The sequence below is a fragment of the Albidovulum sp. genome, from assembly GCF_008933605.1.
GTDB lineage: Bacteria > Pseudomonadota > Alphaproteobacteria > Rhodobacterales > Rhodobacteraceae > Albidovulum.
The window spans coordinates 1-20,329 of sequence record NZ_WBUS01000055.1 but is presented as its reverse complement, the minus strand read 5'-3'; the positions used below and the strand labels follow the sequence as shown (position 1 = coordinate 20,329).

The 20,329-nt window shown below is 67.8% G+C and carries 14 protein-coding genes; 9 read left to right on the top strand and 5 right to left on the bottom strand.

Features of this window, described 5'->3' with window-relative positions:
* Positions 1-70: 70 nt before the first annotated feature.
* Entirely contained in the window at positions 71-277 is a 207-nt protein-coding gene (locus F9K34_RS09325) for a hypothetical protein (RefSeq protein WP_291336686.1), read from the top strand.
* 76 nt (positions 278-353) lie between these two features.
* On the opposite strand, the gene ald is transcribed toward F9K34_RS09325, so the two are convergent.
* Positions 354-1,472 carry an alanine dehydrogenase gene (gene ald, locus F9K34_RS09320; protein ID WP_291336685.1) on the bottom strand — a complete coding sequence of 373 codons (1,119 nt, stop codon included), beginning with the start codon at positions 1,470-1,472 and terminating at the stop codon, positions 354-356.
* Positions 1,473-1,610: 138 nt separating this feature from the next.
* Between ald and F9K34_RS09315 the strand changes: the two genes are divergently transcribed.
* Entirely contained in the window at positions 1,611-2,069 is a 459-nt protein-coding gene (locus F9K34_RS09315) for an Lrp/AsnC family transcriptional regulator (protein ID WP_291336684.1), read from the top strand.
* Positions 2,070-2,074: 5 nt separating this feature from the next.
* Here F9K34_RS09315 and F9K34_RS09310 read toward each other — a convergent pair whose 3' ends face one another.
* Together F9K34_RS09310 and F9K34_RS09305 are read right to left on the bottom strand one after the other, a co-directional pair.
* Positions 2,075-2,461 (bottom strand): DUF1294 domain-containing protein, encoded by a 387-nt coding sequence (locus F9K34_RS09310; protein ID WP_291336683.1) that lies wholly within the window; start codon positions 2,459-2,461, stop codon positions 2,075-2,077.
* Complete coding sequence (locus tag F9K34_RS09305; protein WP_291336682.1) at positions 2,461-2,910, bottom strand: lytic transglycosylase domain-containing protein; 450 nt, start codon at positions 2,908-2,910, stop codon at positions 2,461-2,463. Before F9K34_RS09305 ends, F9K34_RS09310 begins: the two co-directional genes overlap by 1 nt.
* Positions 2,911-3,386: 476 nt before the next feature.
* On the opposite strand from F9K34_RS09305, the gene F9K34_RS09300 reads away from it, so the two are divergent.
* Positions 3,387-4,034, top strand: coding sequence for a response regulator (locus tag F9K34_RS09300; protein ID WP_291336681.1), 648 nt, complete (start codon positions 3,387-3,389; stop codon positions 4,032-4,034).
* Here the strand turns inward: F9K34_RS09300 and F9K34_RS09295 are convergent.
* Entirely contained in the window at positions 4,029-5,576 is a 1,548-nt protein-coding gene (locus F9K34_RS09295) for a sensor histidine kinase (protein ID WP_291336680.1), read from the bottom strand. The genes F9K34_RS09300 and F9K34_RS09295 overlap by 6 nt on opposite strands.
* Positions 5,577-5,829: 253 nt before the next feature.
* Here F9K34_RS09295 and F9K34_RS09290 point away from each other — a divergent pair, with 253 nt between their 5' ends.
* The 4 genes from F9K34_RS09290 (at position 5,830) to F9K34_RS09275 (ending at position 17,843) form a co-directional block, all read left to right on the top strand.
* Positions 5,830-12,717 (top strand): peroxidase family protein, encoded by a 6,888-nt coding sequence (locus F9K34_RS09290; RefSeq protein WP_291336679.1) that lies wholly within the window; start codon positions 5,830-5,832, stop codon positions 12,715-12,717.
* A gap of 79 nt (positions 12,718-12,796) precedes the next feature.
* On the top strand, positions 12,797-14,560 hold the full coding sequence (locus tag F9K34_RS09285; protein WP_291336678.1) for a type I secretion system permease/ATPase: 1,764 nt from the start codon (positions 12,797-12,799) through the stop codon (positions 14,558-14,560).
* Positions 14,557-16,512 carry a cadherin-like domain-containing protein gene (locus tag F9K34_RS09280; RefSeq protein WP_291336677.1) on the top strand — a complete coding sequence of 652 codons (1,956 nt, stop codon included), beginning with the start codon at positions 14,557-14,559 and terminating at the stop codon, positions 16,510-16,512. Before F9K34_RS09285 ends, F9K34_RS09280 begins: the two co-directional genes overlap by 4 nt.
* A gap of 17 nt (positions 16,513-16,529) precedes the next feature.
* Positions 16,530-17,843, top strand: coding sequence for an HlyD family type I secretion periplasmic adaptor subunit (locus F9K34_RS09275; protein WP_291336676.1), 1,314 nt, complete (start codon positions 16,530-16,532; stop codon positions 17,841-17,843).
* A 268-nt stretch (positions 17,844-18,111) separates the two neighbouring features.
* Here F9K34_RS09275 and F9K34_RS09270 read toward each other — a convergent pair whose 3' ends face one another.
* Positions 18,112-19,068, bottom strand: a complete 957-nt coding sequence (locus F9K34_RS09270; protein ID WP_436405727.1) for a cation diffusion facilitator family transporter — start codon at positions 19,066-19,068, stop codon at positions 18,112-18,114.
* Positions 19,069-19,199: 131 nt separating this feature from the next.
* Between F9K34_RS09270 and F9K34_RS09265 the strand changes: the two genes are divergently transcribed.
* Complete coding sequence (locus tag F9K34_RS09265) at positions 19,200-19,568, top strand: VOC family protein (protein ID WP_291336675.1); 369 nt, start codon at positions 19,200-19,202, stop codon at positions 19,566-19,568.
* On the top strand, positions 19,568-20,260 hold the full coding sequence (locus F9K34_RS09260) for a helix-turn-helix transcriptional regulator (RefSeq protein ID WP_291336674.1): 693 nt from the start codon (positions 19,568-19,570) through the stop codon (positions 20,258-20,260). The genes F9K34_RS09265 and F9K34_RS09260 overlap by 1 nt, the downstream gene beginning before the upstream one ends.
* The last annotated feature ends 69 nt before the right edge of the window (positions 20,261-20,329 follow it).

Genomic DNA, 20,329 nt, shown 5'->3' with positions numbered 1-20,329 from the left:
CCCTTGGTCAATGGGCCGGTCGTGCCCGGATGGCTAGGCTGGTCGTGCTTTTTGATATGGGAGGAAAAGCATGACGAAGCTTCTGACGATCGCAGTCGCGGCCATGATCGCGCTGCCCGCCGCCGCCCCGGCCTTCGCCTCGGGCAAGAGCCTTCCCGGCATCTCGGCCGGCGATGACGGGTCGGTCATCGACAAGCGGCGCAAGCCGCGCGTTCCCGGCGGGTCCGGCTGCGACGACCCGCGCGACCTGATCGAGCATCCGGAGTGCCGGGGCTGATCAGGCCACAGGCAACAGCGCCGGAACGGAACGGCCGCGCGGGTTCGCCGGGCGGCCGTCTTCGCTTGGGATCAGCTCAGAGCCTCAGCGCCTCGGCGGCCGGGATCGACGCGATCCCGAGCGCCTCGCCCACGGCGGCATAGGTCAGCTTGCCGGCATGGACGTTGAGCCCGTTCAAGAGGTGCACGTCATCGGCGCAGGCCTTCTTCCAACCCTTGTTGGCGAGCGCGATCATGAAGGGCATGGTCGCATTGCCGAGCGCGATGGTCGAGGTCCGCGCCACCGCGCCGGGCATGTTCGCCACGCAGTAGTGCATGATCCCGTCGACCTCGTAGATCGGATCCTGGTGGGTCGTGGCGCGCGAGGTCTCGAAGCAGCCGCCCTGGTCGATGGCGACATCGACGAGCGCCGCGCCGGGCTTCAGTTCCTTCAGCTGGGCCTTCGAGATCAGCTTCGGCGCCGCCGCGCCGGGAATGAGCACCGCGCCGATGATCATGTCGGCCTGCCGCGCGAGTTCGATGGTGTTCCCCGCCGAGGCATAGGCGGTCTTGAAGCTGCCGCCGAAGACATCATCGAGGTAGCGCAGCCGCGGGATCGAGCGGTCGAGCACGGTCACGTCCGCGCCCATCCCGGCGGCGATCTTCGCCGCGTGGGTGCCGACGACGCCGCCGCCGATGACCATGACCTTCGCCGGCGCCACGCCCGGCACGCCGCCGAGAAGGACACCGCGCCCGCCGTTCGCCTTCTGCAGCGTCCAGGCGCCGACCTGCGGCGCGAGCCGCCCGGCGACCTCGGACATCGGCGCCAGCAGCGGCAGGCCGCCGTTGCGGTCGGTCACGGTCTCATAGGCGATGCAGGTCGCGCCCGAGGCGAGGAGGTCCTTGGTCTGCTCCGGATCAGGGGCGAGGTGCAGGTAGGTGAAGAGCACCTGGCCTTCGCGCAGCATCTTGCGCTCCACCGCCTGCGGTTCCTTCACCTTCACGATCATGTCGGCCTTCGCGAAGACCTCCTTCGCGGTGCCGAGGATCTTCGCGCCGACCGCCGTGTAGTCCGCGTCGGTGAAGCCGGCGCCCGCGCCGGCATTGGTTTCGATGTAGACGTCATGGCCGTTGGCCACCGCTTCCTGCGCGGCGGCCGGGGTCATGCCGACGCGGAATTCCTGCGGCTTGATCTCCTTGGGGCATCCGATCTTCATGGGGTCCTCCCGAAAAAAATGTGCGCCATTATCCGCCATGAAGCATGAAATTGGTTCCAGATTTAGCTGGCGATCCAAAGGGGACATGCGCTATTTCTTCGACAGAAGCGGCATTTCTTCGAAGGAGATTGCGCAAGTATGGAGATCGACGCGACGGACCGGCGCATCCTCGCGGTGTTGCAGAAGCAAGGCCGGGTGACCAACGCCGAGCTGGCGGAGCGGGTGAACCTGTCACCCTCGGCCTGCCACCGGCGGGTGCAGCGGCTGGAGGCGGAAGGCTACATCGCCGGGTTCGTTGCACTCCTGAACGCCCGCAAGCTCGGCCGGCCGACGACGGTCTTTGTCGAGATCACGCTCTCGGGCCAGGCGGACGAGCTGCTCGACGCCTTCGAGCGGGCGGTGGCGCGGGTGCCCGACATCCTCGAATGCCACCTGATGGCCGGGACGGCGGACTACCTCCTCAAGGTCGTGGCTGAGGACACCGAGGACTTCGCCCGCATCCACCGCCAGCACCTCGCCCGCCTGCCGGGCGTGGCGCAGATGCATTCCTCCTTCGCACTCAGGACCGTACGGCAGACGACGGCGATCCCGGTCTGACCGGCTTAATGGCTGCCCGGGCCGAACCGGCGCGGAAGCGGGGCCGGTACGTCGCGTTCCTCGGGGGCGACCGACGCCGGAACGCCAGTGAGGACGGTCGCGGCGGCTTGGCGCAGGGGGGCGAAGACGATCAGGGCGGCAAGGACGAGATGCAGGCCGGCGATCGCGTTCAACTGGGTCCGGAACGGTTCCTTGAATGTCTTGTGGCGCAACCGGTGCTGGGCGAGGCTCGCGCCGATGCTCCCGCCCAGCTGGGCGGCCAGGAGCAGGCTGCGCTCGGGGATGCGCCACGCGCCGGCCCGCGCCCTGCGCTTGTCAAGTGCGAAGAGGCCGTAGGTCAGCGCATTCAGGAGACAGAACATGCCGGCGATACGAAGCGTCAGGTCCAGCATCAGGCCCTGAGCCCCGTCGCCTCCAGAAGCCCCATGCGCTTGGCCTCGTAGTAGTAGCCCTTCGAATACCACATCACCGCGCGGTCGGGATTGCCGCGCGCCACGAGCCAGGCGCCGCGGAGGTACTTCACACCGTAGCGCAGGTTCGTATCGGCATCGAGCAACTCCTCGGGCGCGCCGCGATGGCCCATGGTCGCAGCGGTCTGCGGCAGGATCTGCATCAGCCCGTAGTAGGGGCCGTTCCGGGCCGCGGGGTTGTAGCCGCTCTCGCGCTGCACCACGCGGTGGACGAGCGTTTCCGGCACGTCGTAGGCGCGGGCATAGCGGCCGATGAGCCGGTTGACCTCGGCGGTGCCCCCGGGGCCGCGGGGCGTGTCCCCGCGCCGGGCGCAGGCGGCCGGGAGCGCGGCGAGAAGGACAAGGGCGGTGCGGCGGGTCAGGATCTGCATCGTCGGGCCTCCATGGTCGCGCCCGTTCATAGCCCGCGGCACGGGGCGGGGGAAGACGGCAGGATGCCCGCCGGCATGGCTTCGCCACCGGGCAGGAGTAGCACGTCATCTCGGCGTGCCAGGCGCCGTCAGGGCAAGGCGAAGAACCTGCGTGTCGCGCCTGCGAAGGCTGGCCGTTTGTCTCAGGTCGGGGGCGGAACGATCTCCGCCTCGGCCGGGACGTGTCCGGCTTCCGGGTGGAAGGGCAGAAGTTGCAGCCCTCGCAGGGCCGGCGGACCGTATCACGCGGTCGACGCTGCAACAGGTCCCGCCAAGCGTGCGACAGGCTGCACCGCCTTTGCCAATCGTCGATCGGAGCCGGTTCGACGCGCGCGGTTTACCGGATGCCCTGATCGGTGTATGCTTTCCAAGCTGGTAGGGTGTCCTGTGTATTTTCTGGGGTAACGAGATTGCTGGGGGGTATGTCCGTCTGCATTGTGGACGACCATCCTGTTTTGCTTGCGGGTGTGTCGTCCCTGATCGCGTCCTGCGACGACATGTTCGTGGTGGGCACCGGTGGGACTGCGGGAGCTGCGATCGAACTCGTCGCGGCGCATGATCCTGATATCCTCATCATGGACGTCCGGCTGCCCGGCGATGCCATCAAGGCCACGGCCCGAATCGTCGAAAGCGGCAGCAAGACCAAAGTTCTGTTCTTCACCGCGTCGGAGGACCCCGAGGTCGCCATCCTCGGGATCGAGGCGGGCGCGCGCGGGCATGTGCTGAAAGGATCGAGCATCGAGGAACTGGTGCAGGCGGTGCGGATGGTCCATGCCGGGGAAACCTACATCACACCGGGCTTCGCGGCGCGGATCGTGGCCGGCCTGCGGACGGGCCAGAAGCCTCCGCCCCACAACGACCCGATGCATCTTACGGTGCGCGAGGAGCAGGTTCTGCGACTGCTGAGGCAGGGCAGCACCAACCGCGAGATCGGCGTTGCCCTGCGCATCAGTGAAAAGACCGTGAAGAACTATATGACCACGCTGATGCAGAAGCTCAATGCGCGCAACCGGATCGAGGTGGTGCTGGCCGCTCAGGCGCTGGACACCGATCATCGCGTGGCGGATCGCCATCCGCCATCATGAGGCGCCCGCGCCCCCGGTTTCGGTCGCCAGCGGCAGTTCCGCCCGCAGGATAGCGCCACCGTCCGGCTTGGCGGCAAGCTCGATGGTTCCGCCCAGTGCGCCGATGCGGTGGCGCAAGCCATCGAGGCCCAATCGCGGCCGCGCGGCGTCGTCATGAGGTGCTTGGGGGAGTACGTCGCGGGCGGGCGGATCGTTCTCGACTTCCACTTCGATGTGGTCGTTAAGGGATCGGATGCGCACAACGGCCCGCGCCACGCCTGCGTGCCGGTAGGCGTTCGCGAGTCCCTCCTGCACGACCCGGTACAGGCCCGTGCGGATCGCATCGGGCACCTTCTCCGGCAGCGGACCCTCCGCCAGCGCGGGGCGCACGCCGGTCATCCATTCATGCCGGGCGACGGCGAGACGGACCGCCTCACCCGCAGACAGGCCCGCGATTTCCGGCAGGATCAGACCGGCGGCGATCCGGCGAAGCTGTGCCGCCGCCTCGCTCAACGCGACCGAGGACTGTAGCGCGGCCTTGGAACCGTCCTGCGATGCCTTGGCCAGCGCCGCGAGCGTCAGTGTCTGCAAAGGGCCGTCGTGCAGCTCGGCTCCGATATCGTGCAACAGCGCCTCGTTGACGCGGACGGTGTCGGCGCGCGCCGCATCCGCCTTCTGAAGAAGCGCGAGGTTCTCGGCGGTGGTCTTCGCCAGTTCGGCGTAGCGTTCCACGAGCCTCCTGCGCTGATGGGCAACCACACCGGTCAGGAATGCCAGCGCGAAGGCAGCAAGCATGATCGAGAGCCAGATCGCGGCTTCTGTCCTTTGCCGGTCGGCTATGAGCGGAGCGGCGTCGATGTAGATCTCCCCCACCGCGACGACATCGCCGGCACCCGGTTCAAGGATCGGTGCATAGACCTCGAGATAGGGCGGCAGGACCGGAGAGTGACCCTCGGTCTCCTCGCGGGTTGCCAGTGTGACGACCACTTCGCCCCTCAGGGCGCGTTCCAGGTCGTCCGGATCGTGCGCCTCGATCCGTTCGTAGGGGCGCGAGGCGAAAAGCAGATCGCCGGATTTGTTCCAGATGTTGATCGCTGCAAAATACCGGGTCGCCGAAAGTTCGGCTACCAGATTGCCGATGCGGACCGAGAGGTCGCCGTCCGGAGCGGGATCGCGCAGCAGCTCATAGGCATGTGGCGCAAGTATTCCCTCGATGTAGAGGCTGCCGGCGTCGGCTGCAGCGGCGATCTGGGCCCTCTCATACGCGAGGATCACCGACCGTCCGAGGAGGAACATGATCGCCGCGATCGCGGCAAGAATGCCGATCATCATCCACACGCCGACGGCCCGCGGCGGCTGATCCCGTCGCCGCCTGGCGCCGGATCCGGCCCCGGCAGGTATCTCTCGCCCCATCACCCTGGAACTGTCCATGCTGCGCCGCCGCCGCACCCTGCCGGCACTTTTCGAGACAGCGTAGCGCGCTGCCTGCCGTAACGGAACCCGCGATGCGCCGGCGGCATCGCATCGTCCGCCCTGCGGCAACGGAATCGACCCGGCCAGCAAGGTCGTACCTCGATCGCGAACAACGTCCCGTCATCCGGGACCAAGGTCCCCTATTCTTCGCCGACCAAGGTCGGAAAACGCGACGGGACCTTCCGGATTGGAAGGCCGGACCGATTCGGTTCTATCTTGATGAGGCTGCACGGGGCTCGTTCCAAGGCGGCTCGGCCAATCGCCTTTGCCTTGGACTCCCGCCCGATTTCCGTTCGATTTTGACACCCGGGCAAATGCTGCCCAGGGATTGGGAGGAATTGCCATGGCTGTCAAACTCAACCTCGCCGACCTCGACTTCATCCTGCGCCAGATCAAGATTTCCGAGGCCCATGCCACGGGCACGTCTCTGATCGAGGTATGGGTCGACGCTGCGGGCAACGTGGTCGCACCGACTGATCCGGGGGCTCGGCTGGCAATTCCTGACCCGCATCTGCCCTACGGTGTGCGCACGGTGGATGGCACCTACAACAACATCGTCCCGGGACGGGAAACCTGGGGCGCCGCAGACCAGACCATGCCGCGCTACCTTTCGGCGAGGTTCGGTGACGATGCCGATGGGGACACGATGAACCTCGGACCGGGCGGCACGGTCACCAATACCGACTACGGCGTCATCGGCGCGCCCGGCGCGGGCAACGGCGGACATTCGGGCAACGTGGTCGATGCCGACCCGCGCATCATTTCCAATCTCGTGGTGGACATGAGCGTGAACAACCCTGCCGCGGTGGCGGCCTGGTTCGCCAACGAGGCCGCCGTCGCCGCTTGGCTCGAGACCAATCCCGGCAAGATCCCCGTTGCCCCGGGTAGCGGTGCGGCACCGATCATGGTTGCCAATGCCGATTTCGAAGCGGATTCGCTGGCCGACGGCGATTCCGGCGTGTTCACCGACGCGCTGGGCAACTACACGATGACGGCGCCCTCTGGCTGGACCATCACCGGCGGCCTGGGTGGGCTTTACGATCCGGTCGACAGCATTTCGGACCCGGCCGGCAACGGTGGCGGCAAGGTGGCCTGGATCACCAACGGGGCGGTCCTCTCGCAAAACGCGGGCCCTGCGACCGCGGGTGTGAGCTACACGCTCGACTTCGTGGTGGGCGACCGGACCGACCAGGCCTGGACGGGCGGCACCGCGCGGATCCGGGCGGTCTCGCCCGACGGCGCGACGAGCATCCTTTTGGCGATCACCAACCTGCCGGCGCCCGCCGACGGGCAATGGGCCCCGGTCAGCCTGTCCACGGGCACCCTCCCGACGCCCCTCGACGGCTACAGCCTCATCGTCGAGATCGCGCAGACCGGCGGCGGGCAGGTTCTGGTCGACAACGTCTCGCTCTCGCACGATTCCACCGATGTCGAGATCACGAACGCCGACCTCGCCTCGATCCCGAACATCGCACCCGATGACGGCATCTCGGCGCCGTTCAACGCCTGGATGACCTTCTTCGGCCAGTTTTTCGACCACGGACTCGACCTCATCAACAAGGGCAACAACGGGACCGTGTTCATCCCGCTCCAGCCCGACGATCCCCTGATCACCCACGGCCCGGACGGCGTCGCCGGCACCGGCGACGAGATCACCGATCCCGCGCTTCAGTTCATGGCAGTGACCCGCTCCACGCCGAACACCGGCCCGGGGGCGGACGGAATCTTGGGCACCGCAGATGATACCGCTCACGAAGGGATCAACCAGACAACGCCCTTCGTCGATCAGAACCAGACCTACACCTCGCACGCGTCGCACCAGGTGTTCCTGCGGGAATATCACCTTGATGCGAACGGCCAGCCTGTTGCCACCGGCCGGATGCTCGACGGCGCGAACGGCGGACTGGCGACCTGGGCGGATGTCAAGGCGCAGGCACGCGATCTGCTGGGGATCGCACTCACGGATGGCGACGCACTGAACATCCCGCTGATCCGGACCGATGCCTACGGCAAGTTCATCCCCGATCCGGGGACCGGGTTCGCCCAGGTCATCGTGGGTCTCGGCCCGGACGGCATACCCAACACCGCCGACGACCTCGTGGTGTCCGGCACGCCCGCCGCACCGGTCAACACCTTCGCGGTCGGCGCCGTGCGCATCGGACATGCCTTCCTCGACGACCTCGCCCACGAGGCCAATCCGTTCGACGGCCGGACCGGGCTGCTCAAGACAGCCGACGACGACGGCGCGCTCGGCCTGTCCGACAGCGTCTCGACCGCTGGCAAGTACGACAACGAACTCCTCGACCGGCACTTCATCACCGGAGACGGGCGCGGCAACGAGAACATCGGCCTGACCTCCGTACACCACATCTTCCATTCCGAACACAACCGTCAGGTGGATGCGCAGATGGCGACGATCCTCGCCTCGGGCGACATCGCCTTGATCAACGAATGGCTGCTGACGCCGCTTGCACCGGGCGCCGCCATCCCGACCGACCCGTCGGCTCTCGACTGGAACGGCGAGCGGCTGTTCCAGTCGGCACGTTTCGCCACGGAGATGCAGTATCAGCATCTCGTGTTCGAGGAATTCGCCCGCAAGATTCACCCGAACATCGAACCCTTCGTGTTCAACACCGTCACCGACATCAACCCGGCGATCTTCGCGGAGTTCGCCAACACCGTCTATCGCTTCGGCCACTCGATGCTGACCGACACCATGCCGCGCATCTACGCGGACGGTTCGTCGGACGACGTGGGACTCATCACCTCCTTCCTCAACCCGGTGCTCTTCGACAACGACGGTTCGATCAGCGCGGACGAGGCCGCCGGCGCGATCGTCCGTGGCATGACGGTGGAACGCGGCAACGCCATTGACGAGTTCGTCGTCAACTCTCTGCGCAACAATCTCGTCGGCCTGCCGCTCGACCTTGCCGCGATCAACATCGCGCGCGGCCGCGACACCGGCATCCCGAGCTTCAACGAGGCGCGGGCAGAACTTTACACCCAAACCCAGTCGAGCTGGCTCAAACCCTATGCGAGCTGGGTCGAACTGGCGACCAACCTCAAGAACCCGGCGACGATCGTGAACCTGATCGCCGCCTATGGGCAGCACAGCACGATCACCTCGGCGGTGACGCTGGCCGACAAGCGGCTCGCGGCCGAGGCGCTTGTCTTCGGCGGGTCGGGGGCGCCGGCCGATCGGCTTGATTTCCTCAACTCCAGCGGCGCATGGACGGCTGCCAACAACGGGCTCGACGATATCGACCTCTGGGTCGGTGGCCTGGCCGAGCGGATCATGCCCTTCGGCGGGATGCTCGGCTCGACTTTCACCGCCATCTTCGAGGCGCAGCTCGAGGCGCTCCAGGCGGGGGACCGCTTCTATTACCTGACGCGGACCCAGGGCCAGAACTTCCTCAACGAGTTGGAAAACAACTCGCTCGCCAAGATGATCCTGGCCAATACCGATCTTGCCCAGCCGGGGGCCGACGGCATTCGCGGCACGGATGACGACGTGATTACCCGTCACATCGGCGCGGATGCCTTCGCCCGCTACGACTATGTGCTCGAAGTCGATCCGGCCAATCAGGCCTACCCCGATCCGGTTGGCGCCGATCCCATTCTCGAGGCTCTCGGCATGGGGCTCGTCGTGCGCGACGATCCGGCGACGCCCGGGCTCGACACCAACTACCTCCGCTTCAATGGCGGCGAGCACGTCGTTCTCGGCGGCACCGCGGGCAACGACACGCTCATCAGCGGGGACGGCGACGACGCGATCTGGGGCGGCGATGGCGACGACCGGATCGAATCCGGCTTCGGCGTCGATCAGGTCAATGGCGGTGCCGGCGACGATGTCATCACCGACATGGGCGACGAGGCCGACTTCCTGAAGGGCGAGGACGGCGACGACGTCATGGCCACCTCGAACGGTCTCGACGTAATGATGGGCGGACGCGGTCAGGATGTGATGTTCCTCGGCCAGGATGCCGGCGAGATCTTCGGCGGCGCGGGCAACGACTTCATCCTCGGCAGCACGGGTGCCGACTTCCTACTCGGCAACGAGGGCGACGACTGGATAGAGGGCGACGGTGGATTCGACACCACAGCCGGCGACAACTCGCAACTCTTCTTCAACAGCACCATCATCGGCCATGACGTGATGTTCGCAGGTACAGACGAGCATGATTTCGACGCGGAATCCGGCGACGACATCATGGTCCAGGGCGAAAGCGTCATGCGCAACGAGGGCATGTTCGGTTTCGACTGGTCGATCTTCAAGGGCAATGCGTTGGACGGCTATGCCGACCTGCGGATCAAGATCTTCACGACCGACGAGGCCGACATCCTTCGCAACCGCTTCGACAAGGTCGAGGGGCTCTCGGGCTGGCAGAACGACGACACGCTGATCGGCGACGATCGCGTGGCAACCGGCCTTGCGGGCGGCGTCGTCGAGGGCGAGTTCTTCAACGACGGACTCGACCAGGCCGGCATCGACCGCATCGCGGGCCTCTCGCAGATCGTCTCGGTCGGCACCAACGGCTTCTTCGAGGCGGGCAACATCCTGCTCGGCGGCGGCGGCAACGACCTCATCTCCGGTAACGGCGGCGACGACATCATCGACGGCGACCGCTGGTTGAACGTCCGCATCTCGATCCGTGACAATGGCGGCAACGAGATCGGCACGGTCGACTCGCTGAAGCACGTATTCGACAACTCGGCGCAGAACGTGGCGCTCGGCTGGGCGGGCAAGTCGCTGTTCGAACTCCTGATCGACCGGACGATCCGGCCGTCGCAGATGGAGATCCAGCGCGAGATCCTCGATGGCGACGTTGCGGGCGACACCGACATCGCCGTCTTTAACGACCTGCAGGAGAACTACACCATCACCCGCCTTGCTGGCGGCGCGGTGCAGGTCGCGCATACCGGTTTCGGCGGCCTCACTTCGGTCACAACGATCGACGACGGCACCGACACGCTGCGCAACATCGAGTTCCTCCGCTTCGCCGACGGGGATCTCTTCATCGGCGGCTCGCCGGCGACCGGTGCACCGGTAATCAGCGACACGACCCCGACCGAGGGACAGGCGTTGACGCTCGACCTTTCGTCGATCGCGGATGCCAACGGGCTCGGCGCCTTCTCGTTCCAGTGGCAATCCTCGGCGGACGGCACCACCTGGACGAACATCGCGGGCGCAACCAGTGCGACCTTCACACCGCAGGACCTGCTGCTGACGGCGCCAGGCGCGCAGGCGGGACTGCAACTCCGCGTCGCCGTCAGCTTCACCGACGGCACCGGCAACGCCGAGGTGGTCTATTCCGCGGCGACCGCGCCGGTCGGGCAGAACTGGAACGGGATACCGCTCGTCAACAATACCTTCGACGGCACCGCGGGTGCGGACAGTGCGACGGGGGTCAACCCGCTGATCATCGGCGGCAATGACCTGCTGAACGGCAACGCCGGCGACGACTCGCTGGCGGGCTCGGGCGGCAACGACACGCTGAACGGCGGCGACGGGCGCGACCGCCTGGTGGGCGACACCGGAAACGACCTCCTGAACGGAGGCAACGATGCCGACCGTCTGCTCGGCGGCACCGGCAACGACGTGCTGAACGGCGACGATGGCGACGACAACATGAATGGCGGGCCGGGCAACGATTCGGTCAACGGTGGTGCCGGCAACGACACGATCGAGTGGAACTTCTCGGGTGCCACCTCGGGCGGGCGCGACCTCATCGATGGCGGCGCCGACACGGATACCGTGCAGATCAATGGGAACGGGTCGGCCGAAACATTCCGCATCTACACCGCGGCCGCGGCGACCGCGGCAGGGATCACCGGCCTCAACACCAACACCGAGATCGTCATCACACGCAACGGCACCACGAACGCGTCGATCATCGCCGAACTCGACAACATAGAGGAACTGATGATCAACACGCTCGCCGTGTCGTCCCCGGGCGGCTCCACCGGAGGTGCCGCGGGCGCCGACACCGTCATCGTGATCGGGGACTTCACCACCACGAGCCTCGACTTCAACACGATCACCATCGACGGCACGCCGGGCGACGATGTGGTGGACATCTCCTCACTCGTCTCGCCGCACCGGATCGTGTTCCGCGGCGCGGGCGGAAATGATGTGATCGTGGGCGCCCTGCGCCCGCAGGATGTCATCGAGATGCCGGCTGGCGTCGATCCGTCCGCCGCCACGGTCACCACGGGCTCCGATGGCATGACCACGGTGTCCGGCCCGGGTGGAAGCGTGCGCTTCTTCGCTCCGAACGGCTTGCCGGGCCTCATCGCCCATGGCGCGGCGGTCGCGGACACCTGGGACGGTGACAATCTCTCGGGTGCGGCCGGCAGCGATGGGAGCAGCGACGGCGAACTGGCGGACGAAACCGGCGGCGGTCCGACATCGGCGGGCGTGATCCGCGGCACGGGTGACGCTGATGTGCTGCACGGCAGCGGGGGCCGCGACGTGATCGAGGCCGGCGCGGGACGCGACATCGTGTTCGGCGGAGACGGCAGCGACGATGTGACCGGGGGCAGTGGCGCCGACATGCTGTTCGGCGATGGCGGCAACGACCGCATGTTCGGCCAGGGCGGGCGCGACTACCTCGACGCCGGGGCGGGCAACGACACGGTATTCGGTGGTCGCGGCGAGGATGTTTTCGTGGCATCCTCCGGCGATGGTGACGACGTCTACCACGGCGACGAACTCGACGCGCCCGGCGAAGGCGACACGCTCGACATGTCGGCGATCACCGCCAACATCACGGCCGATCTGGGCTCCGGCCTGATGGGGCGCGGCAGCGTCCAGAGCGCGCAGACCGGACATGACGTGATCTGGGGTATCGAGAACGTCGTGACCGGCGCGGGCGATGACGTTATCACCGCCTCGCGGGAGATCAACCGGATCGATGGCGGTGCGGGGAACGACACCTTCCGCTTCCTCTCGGCGGCCGATGCCGACGGCGACACGATCCTCGGCTTCCAGCCGGGCGACCGGATCGACCTGTCGGAAATCGACGCCAACGGCTGCGGTACCGGCGACGGCAGCTTCACGCTGGTCTCCGACGCCTTCACCGGCACCGGGCAGCTCATGGTTCGGCACGAGACGCGCGAGGACGGCGACTACACCGTGGTCGAGGGCAATGTCTCGGACTCCGCGGATGCCGACTTCCAGCTCAGCATCAAGGGCCGTCACGACCTGAATTCAGGCGACTTCAACCTCTGACTCTTGGCCCGGCTGCGGCGGATTGACCTCCGCGGCCGGGCCTTCGTGCCTTTACCAAGTCTTGTGAAGGGAAGCCGCCATGAGCCGCAGGTCGCGCAAGGATCGGGACGCCGCATCGGGCCTCCTGATGCCGGGTATCCGCCCGCTGATCCTGTTTCTGTTCTTCGTTTCAGGTATCATCAACGTGCTGGCCCTTACCGGGTCGTTCTACATGCTGCAGATCTATGACCGCGCGCTGACCAGCGGCAGCGTGCCCACGCTTGTGGCGATCTCGGTCCTGGCGATTGGCCTCTATGGCTTTCAGGGCATGTTCGACATCATCCGCAGCCAGGTGCTGGTGCGGCTCGGGGCGCGGTTCGACCGTCGCCTTGCGCCCTTGGCCCATCAGGTCGCCATCGACATGCCGCGATACGGCTATTCCTCGTCCGAGGCACTGGAGCGTGGACGGGACGTGGACACGGTGCGCGGCTTCCTGGGCAGCCAGGGGCCTCTGGCGCTCTTCGATCTGCCATGGATGCCGCTGTTCCTCGCCTTCGTCTATATCCTGCATCCTGCGCTCGGCGCGCTGACGATCGCAGGCGCCGCCGTGCTGGCGGTGATCGCCATTGTTACCGAGATCCTGTCGCGCCGGCTGAGCGGCCAGTCGCAAGAGGCGGCGGTGCGCCGCAACCGTCTTGCCGATTCGAACGCCCGGAATGCCGAGGTACTGAAGGCGATGGGCTTCGCCGGCCGCGCGGTGGCGCGGTTTGCCAAGGCGAACGAGGCAAATCTGTCTCTCCAGACCCGCACAAGCGACATTACCGGCACCTTCGGCGCGATCTCTCGGGTGCTGCGCATGCTGCTGCAATCCGCTGTGCTGGGGCTCGCCGCCTATCTCACCATCAGGCACGAATTGTCGGCCGGCGCCATCATCGCGACGAGCATCGCCGCGGCGCGGGCGATGGCGCCCATCGACCTCGCGATCGGCAACTGGAAGAACGTCGTGGCGGCCCGCACTGCCTTCGGCCGCCTGCGCGAAACCGTCGACGTCCTGGCCAAGGCACCGCGCCCGATGCCGCTACCCGCACCCGTTCGCTCGCTCAAGCTCGAAGGCGTGACTGTTGCCTCGCCGGGAACCGGCCGGGTCCTGCTGAGCGATGTCGGCTTCACCCTCGACGCCGGCCAGGCGCTCGGCGTGATCGGGCCGAGCGGCGGCGGCAAGACGACCCTCGTCCGCGCCCTGACCGGAATATGGCCGGTGCTGCGCGGCGCGGTGCGGCTCGACGAGGCCGAACTCCAGCAATGGGGCGACGAGGCGATGGGCCGGCATGTCGGCTATCTGCCGCAGGACATCGCGCTTCTCGACGCGACCATCGCGGAGAACATATCCCGGCTCGACCCCGAGGCCGATCCGGACCGGATCGTCGCCGCCGCCCGGGCAGCCGCGATCCACCGCATGATCGTTCGCATGCCGCAAGGATACGACACCGAGCTCGGCGCGAACGGCGCCGGCCTGTCGGGCGGCCAGCGTCAGCGGATCGGTCTCGCGCGGGCGCTCTACGGCGATCCGTTCCTCGTCGTGCTGGACGAGCCCAACTCCAACCTCGACGGCGAAGGCGAGGAGGCACTGACCGCTGCGATCCGGGCCATCAAGGCGCGGGGCGGCATCGCGGTCGTGGTTGCGCACCGGCCGAGCGTGCTCAAGGCAGTGGATCACGTCGCGATTGTCATGGATGGCCGCATGACCGCCTTCGGCCCGCGCGAGGAAATCCTGCGCCCGGCGGCGCCACCGACGCCGGGCGAGGCCGAACCGAAACCTGCCCGGCGTGCCGCCGAGACCGGGCGGAGGGGGATCTTACGATGATCCGGATAAAATCGGTCAACGGCGAGGGAAACCCCGGCGAAACCGGACAACGCCCACCGGACTTTACCGATGGTGCCGGGAACGGGAAGGGCCCGCTCGCCTTCGGGATCGCACTGGCGGCCATGCTCTCCTATCTGCGGTCGTTCCTGCCGGTGGCGGAGGCGGCCGAGGCCGCCCCGGACCAGTCCGGCACGCTCGCCGACACTGCCGACGCAGGGCCGCGGACGAGGTCGCCCGACCGCGCTCCCGAAGCGCCGGAATCCGCTTCCCCTGACGAGGCCGCACCGGCGTCGTCCGCATCCTGGAAGATCGCTCTCGGCGCTGCGACGGCTGCGGTGGACTTCACCGCAGCCGGACATTCGGCCACGGCCGCGAACATTCCGGCCACGCCGAATCCGCTGCGACCGCGCCTTCCGAGAATGCCCGAGGAGCCGACGATCCGCTTTCCCGGGCAGTCGGACCTCATCGGCGGCAGGGACGGCCAGCCCTATCTCGACGTGTCCCCGGGACCGGAAGCGGGCGCCACAGAGGGCGGACGCGATGGCGAGGGACCACCGGACCGCGGCGGCGCCTGCCCGCCGTCCAACCGCGCGCCGCGCAACACGGGGCCGGTCTACCTTGGCGATGTGGCCAGCGGGGCGGTGCTGATCATCACGATGTCGATGCTGCTGGGCCGCAGCGAAGACCCGGACGGCGACGCTCTTGCCGTCACCGGTCTGACCGTCTCGCGCGGAACCCTGACGGAGGGGCCGGAGGGCTGGACGTACACCGCCGACCATGACGACGCGGGCGCCGTCGAGTTCCATTACACGGTCACCGACGGCACGACCTCGGTCGAGCAGGTGGCACTTGCCCGCATCGTCGCCGAGGGGACCGAGGAATCCGACGCCACGCCGCTCATCATCGGGACCGAGGGACCCGACGACATCGAGGGCGGGCCGGTCGGAGAGAACATTGTCGCCGGCGGCGGCGACGATGCGGTGCGCGGCCACGAAGGCGCCGACATCGTGTTCGGTGGCGAGGGCGCCGACGTGCTCGACGGCGGTGGCGGCGACGACGTCATTTTCGGCGGCGGCGGCAACGACCGCATCTCGGGCGGCGGCGGGGCCGATCAGCTCTACGGCGAGGACGGCGACGACGTCCTGCACGGCGACGCCGGAGACGACCTGCTGGACGGTGGCGCAGGGTCGGACGTGCTGTTCGGCGGCGAGGGCGAGGACCGGCTAATCGGCGACGCCGGCGACGACGTGCTGCACGGCGACGCCGGAGACGACCTGCTCGATGGCGGCGCGGGAGCCGACCTCATGCACGACGGGGGCGGCTCCGACACGGTCAGGGGTGGCGCAGGCGACGATCGCATCGTGGCGTCAGCCGATGGTGCGGCCGACTGGTTGGACGGTGGCGATGGCCACGATGAGCTGGACTACCGTGACGATTCGCTCGGGATCGTCTTCGACATCGCCGCAGGTGTGGCCACGGGCGAAGGCATCGGCCAGGATAGTTTCGAGGGCATCGAGGCTTGGACCGGCGGCGCCGGCGACGACGTCTTCCTTGCCGCCGAGAATCAAGGGCAATTCACCGGCGGCGGGGGCGAGAATCGTTTTGTCTTCAGCGAGCAGAACCTGAACTTCGAGCACGGCGTCCTGCGCTTCCAGATCACCGACTTCGCGGTGGGCGACCGCATCAACGTCGGCTCGCTCGATCTCTACCGGCGCCGGGACGACAATACGCCGGACATGGAAGATCTGATGGAAGACCTCTACGACACGCTGAAGGAAAGCATCAAGGAATACGATTTCGGCGACACGAGACCCCGCCTCCGCCTGCGCGAGGAGAAGTCCGAAGAGGTCGAACGAACCCTGATCGAGATCGATTTCGATCGTGACCAGATCTACGAGACAACGATCACCCTCGAAGGCACGCAGTTGATCGCGACCTTCGAGGTCTCGTGACGGAAAGGGAGCAAGCGATGTCCGAAACGAATAGGTCCGAGATACCGGCTGTGCGGGACGGATACCGGGGGCATGTGGTCGCGGGGCTCGCTCTCGCGGCGCTTCTCGTCGGCGGGATCGGCGGATGGGCGCATACCGCCCGGATCAGCGGGGCGGTGATCGCGACCGGCATGGTCGGGGTTGATCAGAACCTCAAGGAGGTCCAGCACCGCGATGGCGGCATCGTCGCCGAGATCCTCGTGCGCGCCGGAGACGATGTGGCCGAGGGGCAGCCCCTGATCCGGCTCGAGGACAGCCAGTCGCGCGCCGAACTCGCAATCCTCTCGGCCCAGTTGCTGGAAGCACAGGCCCGGCGGGCGCGCCTCGAGGCGGATCGCGACGGCCGGACCGAGATCGCCATCCCACAGGACGTCGCCACGGCCGGGGTCGATGCCGGGGTGATCCTCGCCGGCGAACGGCGCCTCCATGCGGGCAACCTCGCCTTCCGCGCGGCCGAACTGGAACAGCTCGAGCTGACCATCCGCCAGACCGGCGAGGAGATCATCGGGCTTGAGGCCCAGCGCGCGGCACTGGCAGAGGAACTGGCGCTCGTGGAGACGAACCGCGCGCGGCTCGCCGATCTCGCGGGACGCAAGCTCGTCGAGACGGCCCGGCTGGAAGAGATCGACCGCGATCTCGTGCGCATCAAGGGCCGCATCGCCGAAACAGACGCCGAGGTGGCGCGCGCACATCTGCGCGTCAGCGAGCTTCACAGCCGGCGTCTGGCCCAGGACAAATCCGTTCGCGCCGAGGCGCAGCGCGAACTCGTGCCGGTGGAATCGCGGATCGCAGAATTGACCGAACGCATCGGCGCCCTGCGCGACAGGATCGCGCGGACCGAAATCCGCGCGCCCTTGGCGGGACGTGTCAACGAGCTTCATGTCTTCACCGAGGGCGGGGTGATCACGCCAGCCCAGGTCCTCGCCACGATCGTTCCTGCCGCGGCGCTGCTACGCGTCGAGGTACGGCTCGATCCGGCCTCCATAGATCAAGTGCGCATCGGCCAGGACGCTCGGGTGCGGTTCTCCGCCTTCAGCCAGCGCACCACGCCCGAGCTCTATGGCAAGGTGGCCCATGTGTCGCCGGCGACGGCGCGCGATCCGCGCACGGGCGAGGCCTTCTACGTCGCCTTCGTCCAGGTGCCCGACGACCAGCTTGCGCGGCTCGGCGGGCTGGAGCTGATGCCCGGTATGCCGGCCGAGGTCCATCTGACGACCGAGGAGCAGCGCGTCCTCGCCTATCTCGCCAAGCCGATCACGGACCAGTTCAGCCGCGCCTTCCGGGAGGAGTGAGGTCAGGCCCGCGCCCCGACATGCCTCGGCGTATCGTCCCCATCGGTTGCCGGTGATCTTGGCGTGCCCTCTGCCGGACGTCCGGCGCGCCTCTGCCGACGCCGGCATGGCGCACACGATGTGCGAGGACCCCGCTTGCGCGCGGCACGGGATCGGCGGGGGCAGCAGGCTGCCGTCGCCTGCAGAGCCCGATCTCACGACCGGCCGCCGTCCAGCGGCCCCGTCCCGCGATCGATGAAAGGCAGCCGGCCCGATCGGGTCGCCGGGCTCACACCTGTCCAATCCGGCACCCGGTTCCGGCGCAGCCGGAGGCGCGCGTCTCGGTCTCGAAGGTCGCGTGGTGGATGCCGAAAGCCTCCGCGATGCGCGCCTTCACCCGTCGCACCGCCTCGCCGCCGTCGGCGCCGTCGGCGAGGACCAGATGCGCCTCGACCGAGGCGCGGTGTTCGTCCATCTGCCAGACATGCAGATGGTGGACGCCCTCCACGCCCGCCTCGGCCTCGATTGCCCGGCGCACTGCCTCCGCCTCGGCCTCGGGCGGGGCGCCGAGCATCAGGATGCGGATCACCGGCACGATCTCGGAGAGCGCATGCCAGAGGATCCAGCCCGAGATGAGAAGCGTGATCGCCGGGTCCGCCCAGCGCAGCCCGTAGAGCCAGATGAGCAGGCCGCCGAGGAGCACCGCCACCGAAGACCCCGCATCGGCGAGGTTGTGGAGGAAGGCGGCGCGGATGTTCGTGCTTTCCCGCGCCAGCCGCCAGGTGAGGAGCGCGGTGGCGAGGTCGATCACCAGCGCCAGCCCCGCGAGCGCCATGACGATGCCGCCCGCCACCTCCGGCGGGTCGATGAGCCGCATCGCCGCCTCCGAGGCGAGCCAGAGCGAGATCACCACGAGAACCGTGTAATTGATGAGCGCGGCCACCACCTCGGCGCGCGCGTAGCCGAAGGACATCGCGCCATCCGCCGGGCGCCGCGCGATCCGCCGGGCGGCGAAGGCAATGATCAGAGCGACCGCATCCGACAGGTTGTGGACCGCGTCGGCGATGAGCGCGACGGAGCCCGAGACGATCCCGCCGACGACCTGCGCCACCGTGAGGGCGAGATTGATCGCAACGGCCATGCCCAACCCGCGCTCGCCGCCATGATGGTGGTGACCGCGCCCCGAAGACCCGTGTTCCGGGCGCCCGTGACCCGACTGTTCGTGTGCCGAATGATCGTGCGGCATCGCTCGCCTCCTGTCCCAGAGATGCGCCGCCCGCGGGGGCCGGTCAATACCGCCCTTCGGTCACCCTCCTGACAGAAGGCTGTCAGCAGCCCTGTGCGACAAGGGGCCATCCGCAACCAATGGAGTGACCCATGCAACCCCAACCCATCGTCGTCTGGAGCGAGATCCCGGTCTCCGATATGAAGAAGGCCGTCGCGTTCTACAACGCGGTCTTCGACTGGCAGATGGTAATCGACGAAAGCGGCCCGAACCCCATGGCGATCCTCGGCGGCGATATGGAGACGACCGGCGGCCATCTCTATCCCGGCAGACCCGCCCAGGGGAACGGCCCCACCGTCCATATCGCCGTCCCCGACCGGCTGGAGGACGCACTGATCCGCTGCCGAACCGCCGGCGGGAAGGTCCTTGGCGAGATCGTCACGATCCCGCCCGGCCGCTTCGCCTATGCGACCGATCCCGACGGCAATTCGATCGGGCTCTTCGAGCCGAAGGCCGCCTGATGCGCCGCGCCGACCGCCTCTTCCAGATCGTCCAGTATCTGAGGGGCGGTCGGCTTCTGACCGCACGCCGCCTTGCCGAACGCCTCGAGGTCTCCGAACGCACGATCTACCGCGATGTGGCCGACCTCATCGGCTCCGGCGTGCCGATCGACGGCGAGGCCGGGGTCGGCTACCTCATGCGTGAAGGCTACGATCTTCCGCCCCTGATGTTCACCCGCGCAGAGATTGCCGCCCTCGTCGCCGGGGCACGGATGATCCGCAGCTTCGGCGGGGCCGAGATGGCGCTGGCGGCCGAGGAGGCGCTGGCGAAGATCGGGGCGGTGCTGCCGGCGGCGCTGCGCGAGAGCCCAGCCACGGTGGCCATCCACGCCCACGACGCCGGCGCTCTTTCCGAGGCGGACCGCGCGATGATCGACCGGCTCGACCGGGCGACGGCGGACCGCCAGAGGCTCCGCCTCGCCTACCGCGACGCGGGCGGCCATCCCTCGGAGCGGACGGTGCAGCCGCTCGGTCTCTGGTTCTGGGGCAAGGTCTGGACCCTCATCGCCTGGTGCGAGCTCAGGCAAGACTTCCGCATGTTCCGCATCGACCGCATCGCAGGCGTCGCCGAGGCCGGCCCCTTCCGGCCCGACCGCGCGCGGAGCCTGAGGGCCTTCCTTGAGGGCGACGCCTGCCGACGGGGCGCACCGTAGGCTTCTTCTTGGCGCAAATACTCCCGCCGGAGGCGCGGGCCGCATCCGGCCCGCCGGGCGAGCGGGGGC